General features: G+C 58.8%; 2 protein-coding genes and 1 pseudogene. 2 read left to right on the top strand and 1 reads right to left on the bottom strand.

Annotated elements, in window-relative coordinates:
* Positions 1–217: transposase domain-containing protein (locus CFR80_RS17915; RefSeq protein ID WP_146221620.1), on the top strand; the 217-nt coding region annotated here is incomplete at its 5' end.
* Positions 218–556: 339 nt separating this feature from the next.
* Entirely contained in the window at positions 557–1708 is a 1152-nt protein-coding gene (locus CFR80_RS17910; RefSeq protein ID WP_258367951.1) for a PQQ-dependent sugar dehydrogenase, read from the top strand.
* 58 nt (positions 1709–1766) lie between these two features.
* Here CFR80_RS17910 and CFR80_RS17905 read toward each other — a convergent pair.
* Positions 1767–1886 (bottom strand): annotated as a pseudogene (locus CFR80_RS17905) (IS5/IS1182 family transposase); the annotation flags it as partial.

The raw sequence follows: 1886 nt of genomic DNA, 5'->3' as shown, positions 1-1886 counted from the left end.
GAAAGCCTGGTTGTTCGCCGGGTCCGATCGTGGCGGAGAGCGCGCCGCCGCCATGTATTCCCTGATCGTCACCGCGCGTCTGAACGATGTCGATCCCCACGCATGGCTCGCCGATGTCCTGGCACGGATCAATGACATCCCCAATCCACGCCTCCATGAACTCCTGCCCTGGCACTGGAAAGCCCACCAGCAGGTCCACAATACCATCGCCGCCTGAATACGCCCGCGTCTCTCGCCGGATGATTACCAACAAGCATCCCAAACCGGGCCTCCATTCAGCATGAAGGCCATCGTGAACCCGTTTCTCAGAAAGGGGTCGTTTTTAGCTGCCTGTCCCCCTTCCGAAGGGGTCACTTTTCCATGCCGCTTAACACCCGGCTCCCTGATGGCCTTCACGGCTGTTGCGGAAAGACGCCCCATTTTTATCCCACACTTCTTACCACGCGAGGTGTGGGATAGGATGCGATTCCGTGCATCGACATGCAACACGAAATGACGTGAATTCCGCAGAATTCCGCCACTTTTGGTAGGCTATGACATTGAATAAAAAAGGGAATTGGCGGAGGGGAAGGTACCCACACCCGCTCAGGGTCTGGCGGTTACGCCCTATGCGAAGGGTCTCGACCATCCCCGATGGCTTTATCGGTTACCCAATGGCGATATTCTGGTGGCCGAGAGCAATTCGCCCCAAACGGATGTCCAGACACTCAAAAACCGCATTGCAGGGTTCGTGATGGGCAAGGTTGGCGCGGGGGAGGCCAGCCCGAACCGGATCATCCTGCTGCGCGACACCAACGGCTATGGGGCAGCGGATACCCGCACGGTGTTCCTCGACCATCTCTATTCGCCTTTCGGCATGGCGCTGGTGGGCAATGATCTTTACGTCGCCAATGCCAACGCAATCCTTCGTTTTCCCTATCATGACGGTGACACGCGGATTGATGCGCCGGGAACCAAGGTTGCGGATCTGCCAGCAGGCTACAACCATCACTGGACAAAAAATCTGCTCGCCAGCCCGGACGGGCGTTTCCTGTATGTGACCGTCGGGTCCAACAGCAATGTCGCCGATAACGGGATGGACGTCGAAGAAGGTCGGGCACGGATCGACCGGCTCGATCTGAGCACGGGAAAGCTGACGCCCTATGCAACCGGGCTGCGTAACCCGAACGGGCTGGCCTTTGAGCCGGAGAGCGGTGCCCTGTGGGTGGCGGTCAACGAGCGTGATGAAATCGGTAGCGACCTCGTCCCCGACTACATCACATCGGTCAAGGAAGGCGCATTCTATGGCTGGCCTTACAGCTATTACGGCCAGCACGTTGACACACGGGTCTCGCCACAGCGACCGGACCTTGTGGCGCAGGCGATTGCGCCGGATTACGCGCTTGGCCCGCATACGGCCTCCCTTGGCATTGCGTTTTCCCAGGATGCCACCCAACTTCCGGACGCCTGGCGTCACGGGATGTTCGTGGCACAGCATGGATCATGGAACCGGCGGCCCAAGAGTGGCTACAAGGTCATCTATGTGCCGTTCGCCGATGGGAAGCCGTCCGGACCGCCGGTTGATGTGCTTACGGGTTTCCTGACAGCCGACGAAGCGCATGTGCATGGTCGACCGGTCGGCCTCACGATTGACAGGTCGGGCGCATTGCTTGTCGCAGACGATGTGGGCGGTGTTGTGTGGCGTGTTTCCGGTAATGCCGCCGAATGAATGGGTGCACACTGGCCGTACCCGACTAATTTATTTTAGAGCCTGATCCGAAAGTTTTTCAGCACTGACAATGCCTTGTGGTTCTGCGGGTCAGCATGCGGATTGAGGCGATCAAAGTCCACGCTGTTGACGAGGCTATGGACTTTTCCCAGTCTTTGGCGAGCCGCCTGCAGCGACC

The organism is Komagataeibacter oboediens (assembly GCF_003207815.1).
Classification (GTDB): domain Bacteria; phylum Pseudomonadota; class Alphaproteobacteria; order Acetobacterales; family Acetobacteraceae; genus Komagataeibacter; species Komagataeibacter oboediens.
This window is presented reverse-complemented; position numbering and strand designations above follow the sequence as displayed.